At 38.9% G+C, this 26,105-nt stretch carries 25 protein-coding genes and 2 riboswitches; of the genes, 3 read left to right on the forward strand and 22 right to left on the reverse strand.

Annotation, left to right across the window (positions count from 1 at the left end; translation table 11 throughout):
* Positions 1-7: 7 nt before the first annotated feature.
* From glyA to J7E66_RS24295, 20 genes are all read right to left on the reverse strand, one after another.
* Positions 8-1,258, reverse strand: a complete 1,251-nt coding sequence (gene glyA / locus J7E66_RS24200) for a serine hydroxymethyltransferase (protein ID WP_215004559.1) — start codon at positions 1,256-1,258, stop codon at positions 8-10.
* Positions 1,259-1,499: 241 nt separating this feature from the next.
* Positions 1,500-1,602, reverse strand: a riboswitch (glycine riboswitch).
* A 112-nt stretch (positions 1,603-1,714) separates the two neighbouring features.
* The gene (locus J7E66_RS24205) at positions 1,715-3,103 is read right to left on the reverse strand and encodes an amino acid permease (RefSeq protein ID WP_215004561.1); all 1,389 of its coding nucleotides are present in this window, start codon (positions 3,101-3,103) and stop codon (positions 1,715-1,717) included.
* 355 nt (positions 3,104-3,458) lie between these two features.
* Positions 3,459-3,558, reverse strand: a riboswitch (glycine riboswitch).
* Between the two features lie 328 nt (positions 3,559-3,886).
* Complete coding sequence (locus J7E66_RS24210; RefSeq protein ID WP_215004563.1) at positions 3,887-4,654, reverse strand: response regulator transcription factor; 768 nt, start codon at positions 4,652-4,654, stop codon at positions 3,887-3,889.
* Entirely contained in the window at positions 4,651-6,489 is a 1,839-nt protein-coding gene (locus J7E66_RS24215) for a sensor histidine kinase (RefSeq protein WP_215004565.1), read from the reverse strand. Before J7E66_RS24215 ends, J7E66_RS24210 begins: the two co-directional genes overlap by 4 nt.
* Before the next feature lie 99 nt (positions 6,490-6,588).
* The gene (locus tag J7E66_RS24220; RefSeq protein WP_215004567.1) at positions 6,589-7,614 is read right to left on the reverse strand and encodes a TRAP transporter substrate-binding protein; all 1,026 of its coding nucleotides are present in this window, start codon (positions 7,612-7,614) and stop codon (positions 6,589-6,591) included.
* A gap of 54 nt (positions 7,615-7,668) precedes the next feature.
* On the reverse strand, positions 7,669-8,964 hold the full coding sequence (locus J7E66_RS24225; RefSeq protein ID WP_168244361.1) for a TRAP transporter large permease: 1,296 nt from the start codon (positions 8,962-8,964) through the stop codon (positions 7,669-7,671).
* Between the two features lies 1 nt (position 8,965).
* Positions 8,966-9,463: a TRAP transporter small permease gene (locus J7E66_RS24230; protein WP_168244362.1), complete on the reverse strand. Its 498-nt coding sequence runs from the start codon at positions 9,461-9,463 to the stop codon at positions 8,966-8,968.
* Positions 9,464-9,980: 517 nt separating this feature from the next.
* The gene (locus tag J7E66_RS24235; protein WP_215004569.1) at positions 9,981-10,130 is read right to left on the reverse strand and encodes a helix-hairpin-helix domain-containing protein; all 150 of its coding nucleotides are present in this window, start codon (positions 10,128-10,130) and stop codon (positions 9,981-9,983) included.
* A gap of 17 nt (positions 10,131-10,147) precedes the next feature.
* Complete coding sequence (locus J7E66_RS24240; RefSeq protein WP_215004571.1) at positions 10,148-10,954, reverse strand: RQC domain-containing protein; 807 nt, start codon at positions 10,952-10,954, stop codon at positions 10,148-10,150.
* 576 nt (positions 10,955-11,530) lie between these two features.
* The gene (locus tag J7E66_RS24245) at positions 11,531-12,931 is read right to left on the reverse strand and encodes an MFS transporter (protein WP_215004573.1); all 1,401 of its coding nucleotides are present in this window, start codon (positions 12,929-12,931) and stop codon (positions 11,531-11,533) included.
* A 93-nt stretch (positions 12,932-13,024) separates the two neighbouring features.
* Positions 13,025-13,744, reverse strand: a complete 720-nt coding sequence (gene deoD, locus J7E66_RS24250; RefSeq protein WP_215004597.1) for a purine-nucleoside phosphorylase — start codon at positions 13,742-13,744, stop codon at positions 13,025-13,027.
* Positions 13,745-14,048: 304 nt separating this feature from the next.
* Positions 14,049-14,789 (reverse strand): GntR family transcriptional regulator, encoded by a 741-nt coding sequence (locus J7E66_RS24255; protein WP_215004575.1) that lies wholly within the window; start codon positions 14,787-14,789, stop codon positions 14,049-14,051.
* Between the two features lie 342 nt (positions 14,790-15,131).
* Positions 15,132-15,581: a Gp49 family protein gene (locus J7E66_RS32035; RefSeq protein ID WP_251033117.1), complete on the reverse strand. Its 450-nt coding sequence runs from the start codon at positions 15,579-15,581 to the stop codon at positions 15,132-15,134.
* 417 nt (positions 15,582-15,998) lie between these two features.
* The gene (locus J7E66_RS24265; protein WP_215004577.1) at positions 15,999-16,613 is read right to left on the reverse strand and encodes a malonate decarboxylase holo-ACP synthase; all 615 of its coding nucleotides are present in this window, start codon (positions 16,611-16,613) and stop codon (positions 15,999-16,001) included.
* On the reverse strand, positions 16,604-18,301 hold the full coding sequence (mdcD, locus tag J7E66_RS24270) for a biotin-independent malonate decarboxylase subunit beta (protein WP_215004579.1): 1,698 nt from the start codon (positions 18,299-18,301) through the stop codon (positions 16,604-16,606). The genes J7E66_RS24265 and mdcD overlap by 10 nt, the downstream gene beginning before the upstream one ends.
* Positions 18,276-18,587: a malonate decarboxylase subunit delta gene (locus J7E66_RS24275; protein WP_215004581.1), complete on the reverse strand. Its 312-nt coding sequence runs from the start codon at positions 18,585-18,587 to the stop codon at positions 18,276-18,278. Before J7E66_RS24275 ends, mdcD begins: the two co-directional genes overlap by 26 nt.
* Before the next feature lie 21 nt (positions 18,588-18,608).
* Complete coding sequence (locus J7E66_RS24280) at positions 18,609-19,478, reverse strand: triphosphoribosyl-dephospho-CoA synthase (protein ID WP_215004583.1); 870 nt, start codon at positions 19,476-19,478, stop codon at positions 18,609-18,611.
* 16 nt (positions 19,479-19,494) lie between these two features.
* Positions 19,495-21,141 carry a malonate decarboxylase subunit alpha gene (gene mdcA, locus J7E66_RS24285; protein WP_215004586.1) on the reverse strand — a complete coding sequence of 549 codons (1,647 nt, stop codon included), beginning with the start codon at positions 21,139-21,141 and terminating at the stop codon, positions 19,495-19,497.
* Positions 21,142-21,177: 36 nt separating this feature from the next.
* Entirely contained in the window at positions 21,178-22,113 is a 936-nt protein-coding gene (locus tag J7E66_RS24290; protein ID WP_215004588.1) for an ACP S-malonyltransferase, read from the reverse strand.
* Between the two features lie 37 nt (positions 22,114-22,150).
* The gene (locus J7E66_RS24295; protein WP_215004590.1) at positions 22,151-22,801 is read right to left on the reverse strand and encodes a GntR family transcriptional regulator; all 651 of its coding nucleotides are present in this window, start codon (positions 22,799-22,801) and stop codon (positions 22,151-22,153) included.
* A 297-nt stretch (positions 22,802-23,098) separates the two neighbouring features.
* Here J7E66_RS24295 and madL point away from each other — a divergent pair, with 297 nt between their 5' ends.
* The 3 genes from madL (at position 23,099) to J7E66_RS24310 (ending at position 24,740) form a co-directional block, all read left to right on the forward strand.
* Positions 23,099-23,512: a malonate transporter subunit MadL gene (madL, locus tag J7E66_RS24300; RefSeq protein WP_215004591.1), complete on the forward strand. Its 414-nt coding sequence runs from the start codon at positions 23,099-23,101 to the stop codon at positions 23,510-23,512.
* Positions 23,493-24,257 carry a malonate transporter subunit MadM gene (gene madM, locus J7E66_RS24305; RefSeq protein ID WP_215004592.1) on the forward strand — a complete coding sequence of 255 codons (765 nt, stop codon included), beginning with the start codon at positions 23,493-23,495 and terminating at the stop codon, positions 24,255-24,257. Before madL ends, madM begins: the two co-directional genes overlap by 20 nt.
* A gap of 303 nt (positions 24,258-24,560) precedes the next feature.
* Entirely contained in the window at positions 24,561-24,740 is a 180-nt protein-coding gene (locus J7E66_RS24310; protein ID WP_215004593.1) for a small acid-soluble spore protein H, read from the forward strand.
* Between the two features lie 229 nt (positions 24,741-24,969).
* On the opposite strand, the gene J7E66_RS24315 is transcribed toward J7E66_RS24310, so the two are convergent.
* Together J7E66_RS24315 and thiC are read right to left on the reverse strand one after the other, a co-directional pair.
* Entirely contained in the window at positions 24,970-25,137 is a 168-nt protein-coding gene (locus J7E66_RS24315) for a serine protease (RefSeq protein WP_215004594.1), read from the reverse strand.
* Between the two features lie 21 nt (positions 25,138-25,158).
* On the reverse strand, positions 25,159-26,105 hold a 947-nt coding region (gene thiC / locus J7E66_RS24320), incomplete at its 5' end, for a phosphomethylpyrimidine synthase (RefSeq protein WP_215004595.1).

The following is a 26,105-nucleotide window of genomic DNA, read 5'->3' on the forward strand; positions in this document are numbered from 1 at the left end:
CCCTTTCTTATACTGTGACTGCCTGTTGAAATAACGGATAGACTCCACAAATTGCTTTGGTTGTTTCTTTTGCTTTCTCAAGTACGACTTTGTCCCCTTTGCTCTTCAAAACAGCTGCGATAACTTGCCCGATTTTCACCATATCATCCTGTTTCATACCCCGTGTCGTTAAAGCCGCTGTTCCCATGCGAATACCGCTCGTAACAAACGGCTTTTCTGGATCAAATGGAATCGTATTTTTATTTACAGTAATGCCCGCTTCTTCTAATAATTTTTCTGCTTCTTTTCCAGTTAAATTCCACGGACGTAAATCTAAAAGGACGATATGATTATCCGTTCCACCAGAAACAAGGGCTGCACCTTCATTTTTTAATGTTTTGCCTAGTGTGTCGGCATTTAGAATGATTTGTTTTGCATATTCCTTAAAGCTTGGCTGCAATGCTTCATTGAATGCAACCGCCTTAGCTGCAATAATATGCATTAGCGGGCCGCCTTGAATCCCTGGGAACACCGATTTATTAATGGCTTTTATCATATCTTCATCATTTGTTAAAATAATGCCTCCACGCGGTCCTCTCAACGTTTTATGCGTAGTGCTCGTTACAACATCTGCGTATGGAACCGGCGATGGATGAAGACCAGCTGCAACAAGTCCCGCAATATGCGCCATATCTACCATGAATTTTGCGCCAACTTGATCAGCAATTTGTCTAAACCGTGCAAAATCAATCGTTCTAGTGTAAGCACTTGTACCTGCAATGATCAATTTCGGTTTTTCTTTATTCGCGATCGCTTCCAGTTCATCATAATCAATCAATTGAGTATCTTCTCTCACACCATAGGACACTACCTCAAACCATTTTCCTGAAACACTAACAGGACTTCCGTGCGTTAAGTGCCCGCCATGAGAGAGGTTCATCCCCATCACTTTATCACCAGGTTGAAGCAGTGCGAAAAATACAGCAAAATTTGCTTGTGCACCTGAGTGAGGCTGAACATTGGCATATTTAGCACCAAACAGCTGTGTTAGGCGGTCAATCGCTATTTGTTCTGCCACATCGACAAATTCACATCCGCCATAGTAACGCTTCCCTGGATAGCCTTCTGCATATTTGTTCGTCATCACACTTCCCATTGCTTCTAAAACATCTTGGCTTACGAAGTTTTCAGATGCGATCAACTCCAATGTTTGATGCTGACGATGCTGCTCTTTCCTAATTGCTTCAAAAATAGTTGAATCATTTTGTTGTAAACTCAAACCGTTTCCCCCTTGATTCGTTGTATTAGCTACCTCTATCAGTGTTTAACCTCGGATTTTATCTGTTTTTCCCAAGATAGAATCTGAAGCGAAACCATACTTTTTTGCACGCAAAAAAGGACAGAAAAGGGTAGCACATGGCTTACTTCTACCCTTCTCTGTCCTTTTACCTGAGAGTTTAAGTTCGATTAAGAACCTTCCCCTTTGGTGGCAAATACTTTATCTGCGCTCTCCAGAGTTGCGTCCAATTGTGGTTCCATCTACCTGAGAGATTTGTTCCAAGGGTCTTTTTGGAACTTGCTCCTTCGGTGGCGTGTAAACTTGCACTCTCCCACAACCATCTTCCGCTTATTTATTTTTATTATTTTCAGAATAATAGTAAATGGAATCTAAGTCAAGCTTTTTTGAAAGCGGAAACATTATTTATTAATAAAAGTTATTTTCTTGGGTTGCCACTTAATTTTCTGCTACTTGTTGTTGATTCTCCTGATCCGCATAATCCGCCTTTTTTATCAACATCTTATAAATTGCAATCAGCATGATAAACCAGACAGGTGTTACGAACAAGGCAACACGAGTGTCTTCCGCAAGTGCAAGGACGACAAGCACGAACGCAAGGAAGGCAAGGATTAAGTAATTGGAAAATGGATAAAGCGGCAATTTAAATTTGTTCGCTTTCGCTAGATCTGGTCTGGTTTTGCGGTATTTCAAATGACTGACGACAGTAATACCCCAAATAAAGATGAAACATACTGTTGAAATACTTGTAATCAACGTAAATACTCCTTCTGGCATTACATAGTTCAAAACAACGGCAATTAAAATAACAACAGTGGAAAAGAACAATGCATTGGAAGGTACCTGACGTGACGTAAGTTTTGCAAATGGTACAGGTGCATTTTTATCTCTGGCAAGTGAGTATACCATCCGGCTTGTACTGAAAATGGCGCTGTTACATGCCGATGCTGCAGATGTTAGAACGACAAAATTGACGATACCAGCAGCTGCAGCGATACCAACCGCCACAAATACTTGAACGAATGGGCTTTTCGCTGGATTGATGGCGTTCCACGGATATATACTCATAATGACAATAAGGGCGCCAATATAGAAAATTAATACCCGAATAGGAATATTATTGATTGCTTTTGGGATAACTTTTTCCGGGTCTTCTGTTTCACCAGCAGTAAGTCCTACAAGTTCAATGCCAACAAACGCAAACACCACCATCTGGAATGAGAGGATAAAGCCATTTATGCCATTTGGGAACATGCCGCCGTGGCTCCATAGATTTGTGAAACTGGATGCGCCTGAATTTGTGGAAAATCCTTTAATAATCATGAAAATTCCGACAACAATTAATGCAAGAATCGCAATAACTTTAATTAATGCGAACCAGAATTCCATTTCGCCAAAAAGCTTTACGGTTGCAAGGTTCATAATTAGCAAAACGACTAGTGCAATTAATCCTGGCATCCATTGTGGTACACTTGGAAACCAAAACTGAGTATAGAGACCAACTGCTGTTAAATCGGCCATTGCAATTGAAATCCAGCAAAACCAGTAGGTCCAGCCAGTAATAAATGCTGCCATATTACCTAAATAGTCTCTAACAAAGTCAACAAAAGAATGATATTTCAAATTGGATAAAAGTAGTTCTCCAAGTGCACGCATGATTAAAAAGCAAATGACACCTGTAATCAAGTAAGCAAATAAAATCGATGGACCTGCTAAATGAATAGATCTACCTGCTCCAAGAAATAATCCTGTTCCGATAGCCCCGCCAATAGCGATAAGTTGAACGTGCCTGTTTTTTAAACCTCTCGACAATGTTTGTTCCTGCATATGAATTCCCTCTTTCTACTTTTTGAGAATGTTTGCAAATTTTTGATGATTTTAAATAATCAAGTAATATGTAAAATCAATAATTGCAAATTGATCCCAATGAAAATTTAATATTTATTTAGTCAATTCGGCATAAATAAGCGCTTACATTTTTCAAAAAAATAAATATTCAACAGGTCAATCATGATGCGCCTCACCAATTATTAGTTTTGTCTTTACCTCCTCCTTTTTATGTTTATTACTATTTTTCTCCACAAAAAAAAAGGACAGAGAAAAATAGGCGTTCCCCATTTTCCTCTGTCCTTTTACCTGAGAGTATAACTCCTTTGGTGGCACATGGCGCTCTCCAGAGACGCGTCCTATTGTGGTCCTTTTACCTGAGAGATTGAGCCCAATTTTTGGGACTTGCTCCTTCGGTGCTAAACAATGCGTTTAGTCTCTCCCACAATACTCATCCGCAATTATGAATATAATTTAATCCTAATCTATCGAAAGCATGATGTCAAATGAATTTTCTGAATTTAATTATTATTATAATTTTTTAGAAATATAGAGGGCATTGCAACAGACTACTATTAAAGAGTAAAACTAGTTAAATCTGAACCGTATCATGACATTCCTATCACTTCTTCAAAGGAAAACGCTTTCAATCAAAATAATTGTATAATTTAGAAGGTAAACAATAATAGAGAATATTTTTAGGTGAATTTGTGTTTTTTAAGATTTAAAATATTCAGGTATATATACCCCTAGCCAAAAACTAGATTCTTGGCTCGTCGACCTTTATGGAGTTTTTTCCGGTACCTTTACAAGCGCTGATTTTCGAAACTCTGATGGTGAAAAGCCTGTAATTCTCTTAAAGTTGTTACTAAAATAGGCTAAATCCGAGTATCCCACTCTCTCAGCAATCTCGGCTAATCGTAAGGTTGTATTCAGTAACAAACGTTTGCTTTCCTCAATTCGCAGCTCGGTAATAAAATCGACGAACTTTTTGTTCAGCTGTTGTTTAAATAATTGGCTAAGATAACTAGGATTCATATGGACTGACTCTGCCGCATCCTTCAGTGTAATTTGGTCTAATGGTGTTTTCTCTAAATACTGCAAAACCTTTTCAATCGTTGAGGAAGGAAGATTTTCATCCCCATTTATTGGAGTATTCCTTTTTGTCTCTTCTTTTGATTTCATTTCTAGCCACTTTTCAAGACACCCTTTTAACTCGGCTTCCTCTACTGGTTTTAGAAGGTAATCGGTTACACCGGTTCGAATCGCTTGTTGAACAAATTGAAACTCGTCATGAACACTGATTACAATGACATCCTGTTTCTTCTTCAAATGACTCAATTCTTTTACTAACGATAGCCCGTCCATTATCGGCATTCGAATATCCGTTAACACTAGATCTGCATCATTATGCTTAATCCAGTCGAGTGCTTCTAACCCGTTTTCACATTCGTGGACCACTTGCAAAGGAAGCTTCAACTTGTTTATCGTCCACTTTAGAGCTGTTCGAACCCATCTCTCATCATCAACCAACAAGATATTTTTCTTCATACTCTCTCCTCCTCCACATGATGAACTAGTATGGGTAAATGGATTAATACCTCAGTCCCTGAACCCTGTTCACTTTGAATGGTTATTCCATACTCAGGTCCAAACAAATAATGAATTCTTTGATGAACATTTACGATTCCTATATTTTTCCCATCACTAGTAGACGTTTTTAAGTCCATTCTTTTCTTGATTTCTTCTAAAATATGATCCTTTATTCCTTCACCAGTATCGGAAATGCGAATAACAATGGAAGACTCAGAATGACGGAAAGCTGATATCACAATTTTTAATTTTCTAGTATTAGGACCATAACCATGAACAAAACAATTCTCAACCAATGGCTGGAGTGAAAATTTTACCATTTCTAGTTCCATTACCCATTGAGGAATATCAAACATGTACTCAAAACGGTCCTCAAAGCGAAACTTTTGAATCTGCAGATACATTTCACAAAAATTCACTTCTTCTCTAAAACTCACGGTAGATGAATGATTATTAAGATTATACCGAAGTAGTTTTCCAAGTGAGAAAGACATGGTTGCAATATTTTCCTGATTTTCTTCCAATGCCATACCCCTTATAGTTTCAAGAGAATTGTATAAAAAGTGGGGATTCATTTGTGATTGCAGCATTTTTAATTCCACTTCTTTTTGTTTAAGTGACATTTCTGCTTCCCTTAACTTAGAGACGTATACTTCTTCAAGTAGGTTGGATAGTTTCTCAACTGTATTATTAAAACCAGCAGTCAATTGTCCGATTTCATCATTAGAATCCACTCGAACTCTGCCATCTAATTTTCCAATTTCAACTTCCTTCATAAAATGTTGCAGACGACGGATGGGCCGAATGATGCTTGTGGCGAATCCGAACCCGATCAAATAGGCAATGATCAAAGAGACAAGAATGGTTAAGGATATGGCTTTTTCAATTTGAACGATCCCCCCCGCCAAATCTCGGTATGGGACTGCCGATAGAAACCTCCAGCCGAGGTTTCGAGAGAAAGTATAGGTAACAAAATCTCTCCGTTCATTTTCTAAAATTTCCGTGCTGTTTCCTTCTGTTTTCAGGTTTGAAAGTTGTTTGAATTCAACCCTTTTCCCGAGCTTTGAGTAGTCAGGATGGTAAATATAATGCCCGTTCGCATCTAAAATGGAAAAATAGCCATTTTTACTGATGGTTACCTTGTTAGAGATTTCTTCAATTCTTCTGAAATTGATATCAATAATAAGCATGCCTACAGGTAAGAGAGTCTGGGGATTATATAGTCTCCTTACGAGTGAAATGACAGGCTGTTCCTTATTTTCTAATTTTAACTTTCTCATAACTAACATACTCATCCCATTAAGTGGGACAGACGAATACCAATATTCCTCTTTCATTTTCGTAGCAGGATAGAAATTTCTATTTCCAAGAGTATCAATTACCTGATTGTTATTAAGTAGTATAGTGATATTAGTTATATCTGCTCTTGAGTATTCTGCTTCTTTAAGGGTGTTACGAGTTGGTTCAATAAATTGATCTCTATTTTCTGACGTTTTCAATTTCAAAAGGCTCGATAATTCAGGAGAGTTGATAATTTTTAGACTGGTAATCTCAAAATCTTGTAAATAATATTCAATATGTGACTCTACTTGATCAATTACTTGGCTGCTCGATTGTCTAAGTACATTTTCAAGTTCAACCGATGAACGATTGTATGAAATAACTCCAACTGAAATGACTGGAAAAATAACCAGAAAACTGGAGAAAACACAGAGCTTTATCATCAGTGATTGATTTTTTAAGAGGATGTATCGTTCAAGGAATTCTGCGATTTTTCTCCACCACTTCATCATTGTTGTTATTCATTCCTATTTATTAGTGATTTTTTAAACAGAAAAGACCTAGCTGGTAAATGGATATATTTACCGGCTAGGTTTACTGCCTGCTATCGATTATGGACGTGCTTTTTCAATGGCATCCATTACCTCTTTATAATCTATTGAATATTTATCAACCATGGATTTAACAGCGTCTTTCCAAGGTGTAATATCATCAACCTCAGTGAAGGTAACTCCTGCCTCTTTCAGTTTCTTAGTAGAACGCTCTTCCCACTTATCCCATTCATCTCTTTGAGCTTGAACGGAATCAAGTGCTGCTTGTTTCACAATTTTTTGGTCTTTTTCTGAAAGCTTATCCCATGCTGCTTTACTAATAAGCAGGACTTCTGGGATCCGTTGATGATGGTCTAAAATAAAGTTTTTCGCTTCTTGATAATGGTTTGAAGAGTCTAAGCTTGGAATGTTATTTTCTGCGCCGTCAATGATTCCTGTTTGCAGTGCACTGAATACTTCGCCATATGGCATTGGTGTCGCACTTGCCCCAAGAGCTGCCATGAAATCAATATTGATTTTACTCTGCTGCACACGTATTTTTTGCCCTTTTAAGTCCTTTACACCTTTTAGTGGTTTAGTAGAATAAAAACTACGTGACCCAGAATCATAATAAGCAAGCCCTTTCATTTTTGACTGCTCTAAACCATCTAACAATTTTGTACCCATTTCACCGTTAAGAAAATTCCATAAGTGTTCTTCGCTTTCGAATACATATGGAAGTCCCAGTGCAGTGAACTGATCATTGAACTCGGCAAGCGGACTAGAATTGATCCTTGTGAACTCAATGGCTCCAAGCTGAACCTGTTCCAATACGGATTTTTCATCCCCTAATTGGGCAGATGGAAATACCTCAATTTTAATTCGGCCATTTGTTCTTTCATCAACCAATTCGGCAAACTTTTTGTCTCCAACAACAGTTGGATAATCTGGCGGCTGATTATCTGCCAACCGGAACGTATATTTAGGTTCCTCAGCTTTCGAACCCCCATCTTTTGTACCCGTCGTTGCTTCTTTCCCACAAGCAGCTAGGATGCTACCCATTAAAAGCGTTGCTGCAAGAATTCCTGTAATCTTTTTTTTCTTCATTCTTGTAACCCTCCCTTAAAAAATTATATTATTTTATTTTCACCTTTCCTTCGGTTACTTGACTAACATATTAGGAAGCCACAGGACTACCTCAGGAATATAGGTAATAACCAACAGAACAACTAGTAAAGCGTAGAAAAATGGCATCATTGCTTTTGTCCCTTGTTGTATCGAGACCTTTCCTATCGCACATCCGACGAACAAAACGGTTCCTACCGGCGGCGTTAATAGGCCAATCCCAGCATTTAAAATCAGGACAATTCCGAAGTGCACCGGATCCATTCCAAAGCTGGTTACAACTGGAAGGAGAATAGGTGTCATAATTAAAATCATTGGCGCCATGTCCATTGGTGCTCCAAGGAGAAGCAACAAAATATTAATAATCAATAGAATAATAATAGGGTTATCAGAAATACTTAAAAATAAGTTCGTTACCATTGAAGGAATTTTCAGGTAAGCTAATATCCATCCAAACGAAGCTGATGCTGCTATTAAGAAAAATACCATCGAAACAGTTCTCATCGTCCGGGTTAATATTTTCCATACATTAGAAAATTTTGCTTCCCTATAGACAACAAACGCTAGAATAAAAGAATACAAACAAGCTAATGCCCCAGATTCCGTTGCAGTAAACCAGCCACTCATAATCCCCCCCAAAATAATGACTGCTGGGCTCAAGGATAAAAGTCCATGTAGAAGGATCCCGCCAATTTCTGACTTTGGAACAGGGTCCGCTTTTTGGTAGCCTCGTTTTCTAGCAATAATGTAACCCGTGATCATTAAGGAAATTAACATAATAAATCCAGGAACAATCCCAGCCATAAATAAACTGGCGATGGAAACACCACCTGCTGCTAAGGAGTACAAAACAAGATTATGACTCGGCGGAACAACTACACCTTGAATGGCCGATGCAATCGTTACTCCCACTGCATAGTCTGCTTCGTATCCCTTCTTTTTCATCATCGGAATCATAACAGACCCAACGGAAGAAACGTCGGCGACGGCAGAACCTGAGATATTTCCAAAGAATAATGCAGCTACACTGTTAACCATGGCGAGCCCACCGCGAATTCTACCAACCATTAAACTTGCCAGATTCACAATTCGAGTCGCTAGGCCGCCTTCACTCATAATTTGTCCGGTCAAAATAAAGAACGGAATCGCAAGTAAAGAAAAGGAATTCATCCCTTGAATCATTTGCTGGCCCACTACCGGAAGAGGTATACCTAGATAGATAACCGTCAGTAATGACGAGGCAATCAACGTAAGGGCAATGGGAAAACGAAGTAAGATTAAAATAACAAAGCTTGAAAGTAAGATAATGATCCCAATTGTGTTGCTGTCCAAGTTACATGCCCTCCTCTATCTCTTTGTGGCGAGTGGTGTTAATGTTAAAGAATTGTAAAAGAGAATAAACACAAATCATCACACCAGTGACTGGCATCACCGCATAGGTGATACTACTTGGCCATTTTGTCGCCGGCAAAGTTGAATCCATCATCAATACCGTGAAGTCCCAGCCCTGGATCACCAAATATAATCCGAAAGCAAAAATAGAAGCACTGATGATTTTATCTAAAACCTTATTAAAACTTTTAGGAAATAGATTCGTGAAAGAATCAATTCCTAAATGGATATACTCTCGAAATCCCACCGCTATAGCCATAAAGGCAAACCAAGCGAGTAACAAAAGAGTAACTTCCTCTGACCAAAAGAAAACAAAATTAAATAATTTCCTGGTAAAAACTTGTAGGGTGACGACAAAAATTAAAGCAATTAACGATAGTAGAGTGAATTTTTCAAAAATGGTATCGATGACTAGACCTACTTTTTTGATTACATTCATTTGATTCCCCCCATTTGAAAACGTTTTCCTGTCTCTCATTTTATGAATCTTTTGAATGTTTTTGAATGTTCTTTTTTTAGGATAATTTGTGATTTTTTTAGGTGGAATTTGAAATTCTTTCTATTTGAAACTATTTATGTATTTTTGTAAGTTTAATAAACAAATAAATTATATATTTAAACTTATCATGTTACCTGTATTCCATCAACTAGTAATAATAATTGGCTCTATCAATATTAGATAGTAGTTTCGAAACGGTGGAGAAAGATTATTAATAGCATCAATGCTATTGCATTATATAAATGGCATAGAACATGGGGACGTTTCTTATAGGGGACAATCGGAAGTTTTTCGCACAAAAAGCACAACTAGTGGATTTTCAGCTAGTTGTGCTTTTTTTTTTGCGTATGTGAGTCTTAAATCGTTGTGTAAGCTTCCTTTGGTTACTGTCAGACTAGTTTTTCCCACTTAGCGGTCATCATTTTTATGATTTTTTTGCATAAGAAAGTCCTTTTTCTCAAAGGGACTCATTTAGAATTCTCACCGCTTTCGGTCCAACACCATGTAATTTCAAAATGTCTGATTCCGTAACTTCTGATAATTGAGCAAGGTTAATATACCCATAATTGGTAATTAGTGTATAAATATTTTCAAATGTTATTTGCATTATTGAGCATTTCTCCTTCAGTCAATAACTCTTGCCACGTTACCACCACACTTGTGACATTCCCCTTCCAATACAATTCCAGTAGGAAATTCTTTGACTGTATATCTTTCAATTTTAACCACATCACAACAAGAACCGCACCAAACATTTTGTTCTAATTTTCTACGGATTTCTGCAGGAATAGAAAGCCATTGTTTATTTGCGGAAAAAGAGATCACTTCTTGATTATGTATTTTTTCAGGATCTTCTTCTACTTTCTCCAACAGTTCGATAACTTCTTGGATCTTGGTCCTGACTTTTTTATATTCAATCGATTTCCACGCATCCAGGATTGTGATTAACTCTTTATTGCCTGAATTTGCAATCTTATCTAATAAAAGAAGAATCAAGCTGCGGTTCCGGTCTTTTAATGTTTCAACAAATTCATAAGTTCTATTTTCAGCAGCATCAATAAGCTTTTCCAATAATTCATCAGCATAGGTCTCGCGTTCAATGTCCCAGCCATTATCCGTATAGACAAGCAATGGGAGTCTGCCACTATACTCGATGGCTAAATAATGATGAAGAATCAGCCAGTCTATTTTTGCGAGAATCTCTTTTTGCGGAACACCTTTGAATGCCCCGTATACAGGGCTGTGGTGCAATTCTAGTTCTAATAACTTTTTATCTTTTGATCCCGCAAGAATTTTGGCAAGCATTGCCCGGCCGCCACTCAGGATCAAATCATCTGCCCCACGTAAAATAGTTTTAATTTCATTGTCTGGCATCGACCTAATTCCGTTTGGATTAAGTTCATATCTCACTTGTTTTCCTTTTTTAACCATCGTCGTCATCCCTCATTTTAAAAAACTTTAAACCAATAAACAAGAGCGTATGTTTGTATTATTATATCACACCAGCGAACAAAGACTAATAACCATTGAAGAAAAATAATAGCCTCCCTAAAAACCAGAGAGATTTTTTTACACACGGCCACATTCATTTTTCAATACTGGCACCTTATCATGAAATCGAAAGCCAAGAAACCATCTATGTGCTAGGTAAGTTTCGTTTTCAATAGTTTTCCGCATTGTTGTGGTTGAAGCCATAAGTCTAGTTTGCTTTATAAAAAATCGCTCAGTCAATTCAACTGAGCGATTTCCTAAATTAAATAAATTGATGATGAATAATTTAATCACTTTTTCAAAGAAAACCTGAGAGATTCAGACCTCGCTTACTGACTCCAACAATCCTATTTCAAAGCAAGTATTAATCATATTTTCAAATGTGATTTGCATTATTGATTATTTCTCCTTTAATCAATAACTCTTGCCACTTCATTACCACACTTTTTCCATTTCCCTTCCAATACAAATCCACTAGAACAAAACTCCATAAAAGCATGATCAGCACTGTGTCTTCTAGTTACTTACTGCCATTTTCATCTTTCTGCCCACTAAAACCCAGTATAGAAACAAACTGAAAACAGCCAAAAATGCCAGTACAAATAAGACATTACTATATAAGGATGCATTCGAATTGTTGATGTATCCCAGTAGTTTGACTTTCATAGCAGAATTGTCCATCATTGCTGCTGTATAAGCAATTCCAATGGAAGCAGCGACATTAAGGATCAAATTATAAAAACCGATTGCTGTTCCAGAATTTTCTTTTGAAATAGTCCTAATACAATTATCAAGCATCGGTGCATACATAAATGCAAACGAGCTAGAGAATACAACCATTGATAAAACAAATATTATTACCGAACTTTTTACAAAGAATCCGCCTAACAATAGACTAGCTGTGATTCCGATAATTGCTATCGTAATACACTGCTTGGTGCCCATAATTTTAGCTACTTTTCCAGATAGGGCCCCAACAATAGCTGCTAGGACATATGCTGGAATTAATAATAGCGAAATGGTATCTAGTTTCAAATGATAAATCGATTCTAATAAAAATGGAAACAAGAAAATATATGCTAATTGGACAGAATAGACAACAAAAGCAACTGCAAGCAGGGAAAGAAACTGCTTATTTTGAAAGAAAGAAATACCAATGAATGCTTTTGTATTTTTGCTTATATAAACTAGGAAGAGCGCAATGGCTCCAATAAATAAGAGAAGATAAATCCAATTGAAATCTGTAATATATAATAGAAGAAATGCAGCAATTGATCCAACTAAAAATAATCCTAGCACATCTACATGATTGCCTTTCCCCTCTTCCTTAGGAAGATATTTTAGAATAAAAGGAAGAATGAAAAGGGTGACTAATGGAACTAAAAATAGCGTTGTCCAATGGAAATAAGTAGATATATAGCCGCCTGTTAGTGCACCAATTACTTGTGAAAGGGCAAAGCTGCTAGTACTTAATCCTAAAAACTTCTTTTGTTCACTTGCAGGAAGATGTTTGGTTACAAATATAACATATAATGTTTCAGCAGATGCCAAGCCAGCAGTTTGAACAATTCGTGATAGTACGACCATTATGAACGATTGTTGAAAAATATATCCCATTACAGAACCAACACAAATTAAAATAATTCCGACGCTAAATAGTTTTCTGATACTAATTGAATCTGCCAAGGCTGCGTAAACAACAGCTCCAATTCCAATTACAAGTCCCGCTAATGTTGCTTGCCAGCTAACTGTTGTTGCAGAGATATTGAAATCCTTCGCCATATCCACAGAAATAATTTTAAAAGAATTATCTATAATCAAACATAGTAAAAATAATAGTAAGATAACAGGAACCGCTTTTTTAACATTATACTCTGATGCATCAGTCACACTTATATCTGCACTTATTGTCGCCATCTTTCTCTCTCCTTTTGTGCTACAGGAAATCGTCACATGAATGAAGGAAAATATCCAGTAGATTTGTCATATTATATATCAAGATTTCGTTTATTAAGCTAGTTCCAAGGCGATTTCCATCATATTGGTAAAAGCTTTTTGTCTTTCTTCTGGTGTCGTTTGTTCATTACGAATAATATGATCACTTACTGTTAAAATTGTCAGTGCGTTTACCCCAGCATAGGCTGCATTCATATAAAGACCAGCTGTCTCCATTTCAGCACATAAAATTCCCATCTTCCGCCACTTTTCTATTGCGCTTTCATCGGCATTATAAAAGATATCGCTACTAAGGACATTTCCAACATGGACAGGTAGTCTTTTTTCATCGGCTGCTTTTTTGGCCTTCTCTAATAACGTAAACGAGGCAATATTAGAAAATTCTCCTGGCAGATTGTATTGATGAACATAACGAGAATCTGTAGAAGCACCCATCGCCATTACAATATCATACAAATTCATATTGTCCTGAATAGCACCGCATGTACCAATACGAATTAAATTTTTCACACCAAATACATTTATTAATTCCCATGAGTAGAGACTCATACTTGGCATGCCCATACCAGTTCCCATAGTAGAGACTTTCTTTCCTTTATAGGTTCCGGTAAAACCAAGCATATTGCGCACTGAATTAAACTGAACAACGTCATCCAAATAGGTTTCTGCAATAAACTTTGCTCTTAAGGGATCTCCTGGTAAAAGGATTGTTTCAGCAATTTCTACCCCATTAGGTTTTATATGTGGGGTTTCCTTGTGTTCTATAGTACTCATCATATCTCTCCTCCATTTGAGTTTTCCTTCTCGTATCTGAAAACAAGAAAGTAGTATGTTTGTTTGCGTTTTCATTTAGATCCACCACTAATCTTACAACGTTGTATAGTTGTATAAAAACTTGTATGACCTCCAACAATAATAAGGATATCACACCAAACATTTGCCCACAACCTTGTTTTAATAAAAATATGTACAATCTGTAACAAAAAAAGCGGTGTCATTATAAAAATGACACCGCTTTTTTTTGTTTACCAAGGAAATAGCTAGGTAGGATCTGTAAACCCGATATTTACTGCTGACACTATTTCTTAGTATTTATCCTTATTTGACTAAACTCTGTTGGAATATAATATTTATTATAGACAACTGGATATTTATCGCTGATATAGACGCTTTCTAAAATCAAATCACAATCCCCTCCATCAAAAATTTGATATTTTAACGATGGAGTATTTATGGAATGAGAACGTTTTATTTCGATTGTAGAGGAATTGGCTAGTTCATATACTTCTGTTTCTAACATTTCTAATAATTGTTTCTCATTCTGTAAGTCCAACTCTAACTCCGAAACTGCTTCAATTGACATTATGGTAAAAGCATAGGCTGCTACCTTATTGCCGCTCATATACCAGCGGTCCACTGCAACAACCGCAGTCAGCGGACGGTTCAATACCTGCACTGCATAGTCTGTGACTAATTCCATCCTTAAACTAAGCTCGACATCATCAACTTTTTCCGGAAAGCATTTATATAAGGGATTCCCCAATTTCTCCAATCCAATTTTGTTTTCATTTTGATGAACTTTCGTAATAAAATTACCTTTTCCATGGATGTTCTTCACCAGTCCATCTTCTTGCAAAAGGGACAAAGCTTGCCTTAATGTCATTCTACTAACCCCAAATACTTTTGCTAATTCTGGTTCTGTGGGCAGTCGGCTATCAGGCGGAAACGTTCCATCCATAATCTGTTTGTACAGTCGGTCATAGACTGTAACGAATAAGGGTTGTTTATTTTTAGTGGGCTCATTCAGTTTATTGTTCATATTAATACACACCTATTAATTTCAATAATATTTGTAATCTTACTTTTAAGGTTGCATATCTCACTATGCTTTTTGTTTTCTCTATTGTAGCGTACTTTGCTATTGAAATTAATACAATTCATAAAATAGTCCTAATTTAATAATGAAAAATAGGTGCGTTCCTTTTCTTTTCCTAATACGATCCTCCGTTTCATATAATTCACATTTGCTTTGTTTCACTTTTCCCGTCCCTTAGGTGGCCACAGTTTAGCTCTTTCTATTTAGAAAAACAGGGTCAACATAAAAAAACCTGAACACAATGATTCTTGCATTCAGGGTTCGGACTTTTCGCAGCTCCACATTCTAAGACTGTATCGCTATACTTTGAGTTTTGTAAGCTTCAAGCTCACTAATTTTATGTTTAATCCGTTCCAAACAAATCTGGGTGTTTGTTTCTTTGTTATAGGATGCCGCATCTACACTGGTTATCGATTCGGTGATGATAAACCCATTGGGCAGCTGGACCGCAACCATAGTGCATCTTCCAAAAGCCTTAATAACTTTAACCTGGGATTTTTCGATCATTTCATTGATATCCGCTGGTACACTATGATTTATCATTAGTTTCTTTGCCTGTTGTTTCGCAATAAAGGAATAATCGGATGATGGTTCAAATGCCATTTCAAAGGCTCCCATTGTTGTTTCAATGACCTCATCATTGATGATATCCCTAACCTTCACTTTCCCATTCGCTGTGATTTCCAACAATTCCATTACAATATCTGGCGACCCTTTCACTTGGTATATCTTCAAGCTCTTTCCCTCCACCATGCCTTTTTAAAAAAACTTCCGTTAAACTAGTCTATTCAGCAAGCAGAAGAGCTGTGAACCTTGAGAAAAAATTACAACCGTTCATACGAAAAAAGCCAGGCCACATCGCAAGAAGGCTGATTGGTTTACCTTATTCTGGGGCTTAACTTACGTGGCAATGGGTTATTCAATCTTTACCAAAAAGGATTCAAGTCAATCAGTAAGCGCGGAGGAAATTTCAGTTATAAAACAAACAATTTTAGAGATTAAATGATTTCACCATAAATCTTTATATGGATAAGTAGTTCAGATAATGTTGTGCCTGGCACTTTATTTGGTTATTCAAATGAACTTGGTTTTTCCTTAAATAAAAAAAGCGGTACAATTCTATTTTAAAAGAATTGTACCGCTTTTTGTTTATTATTTTGGATCATTCCAAGGATTTTTACTCATCCTTGGACCGTATATTGTTTTTAATAATACAAGATCACTGCCCCTTACATACTCGCTTAAAGAAAACGAAACAGCTGGTGTTTCTACTTGTACATCTATTCTTACCGGGCTTTTCTTCAATTCATGAATGATCTGGACACCCACTTCCATTGGGAGCGGTTCAGGGGCACGAATGATAATATCTAGATCACTTTCTAAAGTTACGGTTTCAACTTTGCTGGCAAGTTCAAAGCCAACACTGCCTCCTGGGCCCCAGGAAAGACTGTATTTGTTTAATAGGTCTGCAGAATTTGTTAGAGCTGAAAACACAGGTGACTGTTTAATTTCCCACAGATAACTTTTAGTAAGATGTTCTGGTTTAATTTGCCGAAACACTCGATTTTTCGGTAAAAATGCGGCAAATCTTTCATTTCTATTTCTGCCCCTAATCCCGACAGCTACCTGCCCATTAGGAGCAATTGCCCTGCGGACAACTACAAATGGAGCAATTTCAAGGGAAAGTAAAGCCCAATCAGGGATTGGAGAGTGGCTAATTAAATCCCTACGGTTAATCTCCAGTAGATCATGTGGTTCTAACACCATTGTTCTTTCAACTTTTCTCTGACCAAAATGGAAGCTGACCGTCCGCCATTTCTGGCAAAAGTAGAAGTTAGCCGGCTGCTTAAATCCCTTGGGCTGTTTTTTATGTCTGCGATTGCATACATTAATTTACTGCATACGATCAGTAGATCAGTTTCATTAGGCTCATCTGCATTGACTCCGACAATAAGTTCATGAAGTGCGCCTAGTTTTTCAAAGGATTTGATATCATACGCCATCGCCGGGACTTTTTTCGTTGCTTCTTCGAGTTCATCAATTGTTCGAAGTGTAATTCTTGCAGCTGATTGTTTGGACATCACATGCACATTTACCCCCTCATCATCCAAAGCGATTAGCCGATTGGCCTGCATCCCATGGGAAAGGAAAGCTCCTGAAATCGCCTTACCTGGAATAAATGCAATCACTGGATGGCCTGCCAATCTTGCTGATGCATAGGCATCCACAGCTGCTGCGCATGCCTGATGGATTCCCAAAAGTTCTTCACGGTATCCGTACGCCTGACTCGGTACATCCACAATTGCAACAATTGCTCGCTTCTCATTATTTCGGTCCTCCTCCATTGCTTCCCGGATATACTTGGCGATCATCCATCCCTGTTCTAGTCCGAATTCACCTGCCCTGGCTCTTGGAAAGCGGCTGGCTTTATCAGGGACAACTGTAAGGAAACGGGCAGCTTTATTGCCGATAAAGGAGTCTGCACAAAGCACCGAAGGGATTTCTCCGATATCCGGTGACCCCGATGTCAATAGATTAAACCATTTTTGTCCCCTGCTTTTAACACCTTCGCCTAAGTCCATTTTACCGCGTTGAGCGCAATCCCCCTTAATGGTTAGGTCGGACTGAATCCATAAGGATCTAATCTTTTCCGGGGTCAGTTTCTCAGACGGATTAACGGATTCTAAAAAGGTTATATATCTATCAACCTCAGCACTTCTTGGTGTATCCTCTTTACCCTGCGCGATGGAAGAAAGTATGGATTGCTTCAATCTGTCGCAATCATCTTCCACCAAGATTTCGGTGAAACCAGATGCTTTTCTTTGATTTCCTCCGATGGTGTTCCAAATCAGACGGCGGTCCATCGAATCGAATTCCTCGATGCCTGCTTCTTGCTCAATTACTTCTGGACCATTTAAGCCGAGGCGTCCTTCGCGTGTCATGATTAACGTACTGCATAAGCCTGCGGTAATGGACATACCTCCAAAGGCACCGATTTTTCCTGGGATTATACCAATGACAGGTACATATTCCCTAAGAGCAACAATCGCTGCCCCGATTTCTGCAATCGACAACAGTCCATAATTTGCTTCCTGCAGCCTGACTCCTCCAGAATCAAATATTAAAACAGGATAAATGTATTTGCCGGATTGATTTTCCTTCAAGGCAAGTTCTAAAGCCCCTGCAATTTTAGCACCTGAAACTTCACCAATTCCTCCCCCCTGAAAATTTCCTTCTATTGATATTACTAACAAAGAGTTTCCACTCAATTCTCCTCTGGCAATGATGACTCCATCATCGCTTTGCGGAACAATCCCCTGAGGTTCCAAGTGAGGTGATTCAACCCCAGAAAATGGATCAAGCAGTTCCCTAAAGCTGGAATCATCAAGTAACATATGTGCCCTTTCACGGCCACTACATTCTACAAAACTACTTTTTAATGTATTCAGCAACATTTGCCACCTCCAATGCTTGTGCGAGTCTTAATGTGACAACACCGGGAGTTGCTCCAAAATCATTAATCATAATCCTAGCGGATACAGCATTTTGTATAAAAAACCTCTCAAGGACAGTCTTCCATATTTCTTTATACCCTGTGGTTCCAGTCCGTATGGTAACCTCTGCATATTCCCCATCTGTCGGTTCAATTAAGATTTCAAGATCACCTGATCCAACCACTCCAACGTGTGCATGCGACTTAAGGATTTTAGTTGCAGGAAAACGATAGGTTAATCTTTCCATTTGGCAGTCCTCCTTTTTTTATTAATTAGCTAATGTAATTTGTGGATTTGTCTGGTTCTTGGTATACAGATGAAGAGAATCCAGAAATAAAGTAGCCGCCAGCAGATCTGCGCTTCCACCTGGGGAAGCATTAGTCCAGCGCAAGGATTGATCCAGCTGTTTTAAAACCTTCCAGCCATTTGCAGTCCAAACTCCGCCTGATTTCAGGATTTCATTGGCAAATTCCTTCGTACTGACCAGTGCTTTCGAACCTCCACGGTGCAAAATACAGGTATCATTCAGACTAGCCATAAGCGCAATTAAGACGTTTAACCTGCAAAGATTTTCTGTTACACCTTTTCTTCTTGACGTATAAAGAACAGGTAAAGCTATCTTTCTTAAATGGGGGAACCCTTGCTGAGCTTCACCTTTGGCACCATTGACCCCGTACCTTTCTTTTACATATGCACCATTGGTCTTTTCTTCTGGTTGATTCCGGTCTGGAAAAAGGGCAAGCTTTCCTGCGGACAAAGCAATATTGTCCATAGATGTTTCTCCAGGGTTCATGGCTGCGCTCGAGACAAGCAGCCCTAATGCCCATATGGCTCCCTTATGTGTGTTAACGCCACATGTAGCTTCGAACATTTCCTTTTCTCCTTGGCGCCCGATAGCGGCAATCTCTTCTCGCAGTTCCTGTGACGACTCGCTTTTATAACTTGCCTTAGCCATCTCTCTGAATGCAGGTTCCAATGCTTTTGCCGATCTGATCATTAAATCTATCGACATGTCTGTATGCGCTCCGGAATTTTCTTTATCAACGAGCCCTGGTTTTGGCGTTAGTTCTGCTTCCTCTATGAGCGATTGCACTGCAAGCCTCCCAAGATACTGAATATCTGTTTGGATGTAATTCATCTTCAGAGTCCCCCTGTTACCAGCTTCTAAACTTAGCAGGCGGCTCATATAACCCATCTGACCATTCCACCAGCTCTTCAATATTTTTGGCAGCCAGTAAAGAACGCTTTGCTTCTGTCCTTTTAATTCCGAGGTCTTCAGGAAGTGCAATCAACCCTTCTCTCCGCAATTTATCTGTCTTTTTCACATCATGTTCAAGTCCAATCGGGGTAACACCCGCGATCGCTGCTATCGCCTGTCTCCGCTCTTCCAAGCTGCTTGCTTTATACAAGTAGGCAATCCCTTCTTCTGTCACAATATGAGTAACATCCTGGCCGTAAATCATAACGGGTGCAACAGCAAGCCCGGCATCGTGTTTAACATCCACAGCGTCCAAATTTTCAACAAAAATTGGTTTGTTCCCCTTCTGAAATGTTTCGACAACCTGGACAACCAGTTTGCGGCCGCGTACAAGTGGGTCGTCATTTGTCATCAAGTCGAGCCAGGCATGGGAAGAATGGCGCCGTCCCCCTGGATCATGCCCCATATTTGGTGCACCTCCAAACCCTGCTAGCCTGCCACGGGTTACCGTTGAGGAATTACCTGCAGCGTCTATTTGTAAACTGGAACCGACAAACAAATCAACTGCATATTGTCCAGCAAGCTGACATAGTGTACGGTTTGATCGCATACTTCCATCCCGCCCTGTAAAAAATACATCACGCCTTGCTGCCACATATTTTTCCATGCCAACTTCACCGCCAAAGCAATGGATACTTTCTACCCAGCCGCTTTCAATCGCAGGGATAAGCGTCGGGTGCGGGTTCAAAGCCCAGTGTTTACATATTTTCCCCTTCAGTCCTAGCGACTCACCGTATGTGGGGAGCAGCAGTTCAACTGCAGCCGTATTATAACCAACCCCATGATTCAGCGATTTCACTTGATGTTTTTCATAGATACCTCTTATGATCATCATAGCCTGAAGTACCTGAATATCAGTAATATGCCGGGGATCCCGGGTGAAAAGAGGCTCCAGCTGATACGGTTTATCAGCAACAACAACATAGTCGATCCAGGAACCTGGTATATCAACCCTCGGCAATTTATCTACCAATTCATTTACCTGGGCAATCACAATTCCGTCTCGAAAAGCTGCTGCTTCCACAAGGGTCGGAGTTTCTTCCGTGTTTGGTCCCGTGTATAAATTACCTTCGGCGTCGGCTTTGTCGGCCGCCACTAAAGCAACAGATGGAATCAAATCGATGAACAGCCTTCCATAAAGCTCAACATATGTGTGAATTTCACCTATGGTTAGCTTGCCATCTTCAAGCATTTGCGCGATTCGAAGGCCTTGAGGCCCTGAATAGGAGAAATCCACTTTTTTGGCGATTCCTGATTCGAACAAATCCAAATGTTCAGGACGGGATATACTCGACATAATCATATGCAAATCGTACAATTTTCTTGGATCAGCCTGGGCAAGAGCTTCCGAAAGGAATGATGCCTGTTTCTGGTTGTTCCCCTCCAAAACGACACGGTCTCCAGGCATGATCAATGTTTCAAGTGCCTCAACGATTTTGTTTGTGGGAATAATCCGATTATGGGCGATTCCTTTCATGTTCGCGATTCTTTTTTCTTTGGCTTCTAATCGAGTTTTCCAAGAACGTTGTTTTAATATCTGCATTTTATGTATCCCCTTTCATTTTATAATTTTTAAAACTTATGAATGATCCGAAGAAAAACGTTTTGCCAATAACAGACAATTTCTATACCCATTTTCTTCAACAGATACAGCACGGGCACCAGGCAAAGCTTTTTTTGCTAAACTGGCCAGGACGTTCCCAGGAGGCATTTCAATAAAAAGCCTTGTTCCATGTTCACAAAGAACCGAAGAGATATCATGCCATTTGACTGGATGTGAAAGATTAAAAGCAAGATCCTCTCTGATTTTTTCCGGTGATTTTAAAAGCCTTGCTGTCCTGTTACAAGCATAGGGAATAATTGGTGAACGAAAATGAATTTTTGAAAGTTCTTCGTACAAAGAAACTGAAACCGGCCGGAGTAAGGGGCAATGTGAAGGTACACTAATGTTTAGGACATCCGCTTTTCTAGCCCCTCTATCCCTTGCATGATTGATAACCCTGTCGATTCCCGCAATGGAACCGGAAATCGTAACTTGATCTGGTGCATTGATATTTGCTACGTAAACAGGATCCTTTTCGATAAAATATGTTTCTACTATTCCTTTCATCGTACGTCCGTCGATTCCTGTAATAACCCCCATCCCATAACCTGATGGAAAGGCCTGCTCCATCAATTGTCCTCTAAGCTTCACCATTCTGACAGCATCAGTAAAATCAATCGCCTTGCATGCGACCGCTGCACTGAAAGCGCCGACAGAATGGCCTGCCGCAATGTCTGGGAGTACACCTTCGGATGCAAATGCTTTTATAACAGCAACTGACGAAACAAACAATGAAACCTGAACCGAAGTCGTCGACTCTAATGCAGCCATCGAATCCAACTTGTATACGCTTTCTCCAAGAATATCACCAGCTTGATGCATAACCTCTGAAATTACAGGGTGATCGTGTAGATGATGAAGCATATTCGGCTTTTGGGATCCTTGGCCAGGAAATAAGAATGCTAGTTTCATCTTTCATACCCCTTTTTAGGCACCAGTCAATATAACTCTATTGAGCAAACTTTTTATTAATACTAGAAATAACATCCTGATTATGGCGAGTTAAGAGTTTGGCAGCCTCTGCTATATTATCCTTTGTTAAAAGGTCAATTAACATTTCGTGTTCGTGTACTGATTTTTCAATGTTTCCGTTATTTGCGAATGAAAGACTCTGGATCCTAAGCAGCGGCCAGCCCAAACGGGAATACATCGTTTTAATTGTTTCACTTTTACTCATCTCCACAAGTTTCATATGAAAGGAGTGATTTAACTGGGTATACAGATGAACATCAGTAATATCCTTCATTTCTCTCAAAATATCAGCCATTTTTTGCAGACATCCATGATCCGTTCCGTTTCTCTGAATCCGTTCGATAGCCATCGTTTCAAGCATATTACGTATTTCAAGGAGGTCATAGATTTCATTCTCTGTATAGTCCTTTACAACCGCTCCCTTCCGCGGTATTCTCTCCACAAGACCTTCAATTGAAAGTAAATAAATGGCCTCCCGTACTGGCGCACGGCTTGTTCCATACTCCTCTGCATAAATATGTTCGATCAGTTTTTCCCCTGGTACTAACTCCCCCTTAATTATTTGCTCGGTAATATGTTCAGCTATATGGTTTGATAGAGCATTTTCATTAATTTTACGAGATTCCATGACTCTGTCTCCTCCTCAAAGAAAATTTGGTCGACTGTCGATTATTATTATAACCACCACCTTTAGAAAATTCAATATTTTTAGAAAATTTTAAAAATGAATTGACACTTTCTTTTCTTTCGTTTTATTATGGATTTTAGAATACAGTCGACTGTTGATTCTTATCTTGGAAACGCTTACTAATCTCTTGATCTTTCAATCTCCCCTCTTTGTCTAGGCCAGCATTGTTTTGTTTTCTCCGCGTTATAGCTTTTGTCTCTTTAGTCTAAAGCAAAAAAATTGAAAAGGAGAAATTCTATGATCATTTTTGGTGTCGCTTTATTATCTATTTGCTTTTTAGGAGGGGTATTTTTTGGAGATCTCCTCGGAGACATATTGGGGATTGACGCAAATGTCGGCGGTGTCGGATTTGCCATGCTGATGCTGATTCTGATTGTGGAATACCTGAAAAAGAAAGAAAAGTTAAACAAACAGACGCAAGAAGGACTGGCTTTTTGGAGTGGAATGTACATCCCGATTGTTGTTGCCATGTCGGCACAGCAAAATGTTGTAGCAGCTCTTGACGGAGGAGTACTTGCGATTACTGCAGGTGTGGCGGTAGTACTTATTAGTTGGGCAGTTGTCCCCCTTCTTAGCAGGGGCGGTACGATTAATGAGACTCATGAAAGTGAAATTACAGGAGGCGAACAGCGTGTTAGAAACATTAGGTAGTATATTTCAAAATAATGGTTTAATTGTTTCTTTTGCCATTGTTGGCTTTACTATGTATCTTTCTTATTTCATTTCTGACAAGGTAACAAAAGGGCGGATTCACGGATCAGCTATTGCCATCACCCTCGGTCTTTTGCTTGCTTATATCGGAGGAGTAATTACAGGGGGAGAGAAAGGAATTGCAGACATAAGCCTCTTTACAGGAATCGGCCTGATGGGAGGAGGTATGCTCCGGGACTTTGCGATTGTTGCCACTGCCTTTGGGGCCAACTTTAGTGAAATTAAAAAGGCTGGAGTAAATGGAGTCTTATCTCTGTTTATTGGTGTGATACTCTCCTTTATTGTCGGAGTATGTATTGCATTGGCGTTCGGATATAAAGACGCAGTTAGCTTAGCCACGATAGGTGCTGGGACAGCGACCTACATAGTGGGTCCCGTTACAGGTGCAGCAATAGGGGCAAGCTCTGAAGTCATTACCATAAGTATTGCAGCCGGGCTTGTAAAATCAATCCTTACGATGATCGGCACCCCATTTGTAGCAAAATATATCGGATTAAACAACCCGCGCACGGCAATGGTATATGGAGGATTAATGGGAACAACAAGCGGCGTCGCCGGAGGATTAGCCGCAACAGACCCAAAGCTGGTTCCCTACGGAGCAGTAACCGCCACTTTTTATACTGGCTTAGGCTGCCTGCTTGGCCCTTCAGTATTATTTTTGATAACAAAAGCAATTTTTGCTTGATTAATTAACTTTCTACTGGTAATTGTTTATACTCATTAACAATGTTTATTTCTGGTGGAGAACTGTTCAAAAACCTTTTCAATTCTTTTAGTAAAAAAAGAGCCCTTCCTTATGGAGAGGCTCTCAGTTTGTCGACAAAAGGGGTTCGGAATGGTTTCATTCCGAACCCCTTTTCTCGCGAATCGATCGCTTTAATGCTCGTATTTTGGCACTCATGAAAATTTATAAACAGGCCCATATAGGTATAACAAGTAGTTCAGAGGAAATACTTAAAATGTTTCAATAAGGAAAGGAGGTCGTGACATGGACGTACAACGAGCACAGGAAATTTCTAATTCATCGACTATGGCTAATGTAACGTATAACGGAACACGTATCTATATTGAGCATGTAGACAAACAAAACGGAACAACTACAATCCACTCTCTCGATGAACCAAATAGTAAACAAAGTGTTTCCGTATCAAGCCTGATAGAACATTAATTAGTTAAATCTTCTTCAAGTGAAAGCATAGTTACTAAGAAAACATCACTTCAAAGTGGTGTTTTCAAGTTCCGTTTCGCATTTGTAATAATAAAAAGTGATTATAGTTTTTACTATGGGAATTTATAGAAAAAACTAAAAAACCTTACCCCGAATATTAATCAAGGTAAGGTTAAATGGCTATCTTTTTAATACCCTCTTGTTAGATTATCTTCTTGTCGGTTTTTGTTTAATAATATAATACATTTACCTTATTACACTTCAAACATTTTTCATAATATTGATCGCCATCAAAATGATGATCACAATTTTGCTGAATTTCCTTTAAACGCTCCTCTAAAAAAGCAAGGCTAGTTTTCATTTGCGTAATTTCCTCGTTAATCTTTTGAACATTCATCCGTATAACCTCCCAAGAAAGTTACTGATATATGCTGCCCCCAGATTGCTTAAACTCCTTAGCTTTTTCCTTCATACCTGTTTCAATAGCTTCCTTCGTATCAAGTTTGTTTTCTTTCGCATAATTACGAATATCTTGAGAGATTCTCATGCTACAAAATTTTGGTCCACACATTGAACAGAAATGCGCTGTTTTTGCACCTTCCGCAGGTAAAGTTTCATCATGATATTCTATCGCTCGTTCAGGATCTAAAGATAAATTAAACTGATCTCTCCAACGGAATTCAAAACGAGCTTTTGATAAGGCATCATCTCTTTTTTGGGCTCCTGGATGTCCTTTTGCCAAATCAGCAGCATGGGCGGCAATTTTATAAGTAATAACCCCTACACGAACATCCTCTCTATTCGGTAAACCTAAATGTTCCTTAGGCGTTACATAACAAAGCATAGCTGTGCCATACCAACCAATCATTGCAGCCCCAATAGCAGATGTAATGTGATCATAACCAGGTGCTATATCAGTCGTAAGAGGTCCAAGTGTGTAGAATGGTGCTTCCTGACACACTTCTAGTTGTTTATCCATATTTTCTTTAATTAGGTGCATAGGTACGTGTCCAGGTCCTTCAACCATTACCTGTACATCATGTTCCCAAGCAATTTTTGTTAGCTCTCCAAGAGTCTCTAATTCTGCAAACTGCGCTTCATCATTGGCATCTGCAATAGATCCAGGACGTAAACCATCCCCTAAAGAGAATGCAACATCATAAGACTTCATTATTTCGCAGATTTCTTCAAAGTGAGTATATAAAAAGCTTTCTTTATGGTGGTGTAAACACCATTGTGCCATGATTGATCCACCGCGGGATACAATACCTGTTAACCGTTTTGCCGTTAATGGGACATATCGTAAAAGAACACCAGCATGAATGGTGAAGTAATCAACACCCTGCTCCGCTTGTTCGATCAAGG

It is taken from the genome of Bacillus sp. ISL-7, assembly GCF_018613065.1.